At 66.5% G+C, this 269-nt stretch carries 1 protein-coding gene; it reads left to right on the forward strand.

Annotated elements, in window-relative coordinates; all coding sequences use genetic code 11:
- Nucleotides 1–269, forward strand: a 269-nt coding sequence (locus SB754_RS20550) for an NAD(P)-binding domain-containing protein (RefSeq protein ID WP_410784211.1), incomplete at both ends; no start/stop codon positions are given.

Raw genomic sequence — 269 nt, forward strand, 5'->3', positions numbered from 1 at the left:
GTGATCGGCGTGACCGTCCTCAACGACGAGCAGGTTCTCACCGTGGTCGCCGGATCGCACGGCATCCTCGAGACCGCCGCACCGGGGACCGTCATCGCCATCCATTCCACAATCGGACCACAGACCGCGATCGACCTGGAGAAAGTGTGTGCCGCACAGGGTGTCTCGCTGGTGGACGCGCCCGTATCCGGTGGGGCAGGCGGCGCCAAGGAGGGCCGTCTGGCGATCATGGTCGGCGGTGAGCGCGAGGCCTATCTGAAGCTGAAGCC

The sequence above is a fragment of the Leifsonia sp. SIMBA_070 genome (assembly GCF_046534635.1).
Taxonomy (GTDB): domain Bacteria; phylum Actinomycetota; class Actinomycetes; order Actinomycetales; family Microbacteriaceae; genus Leifsonia.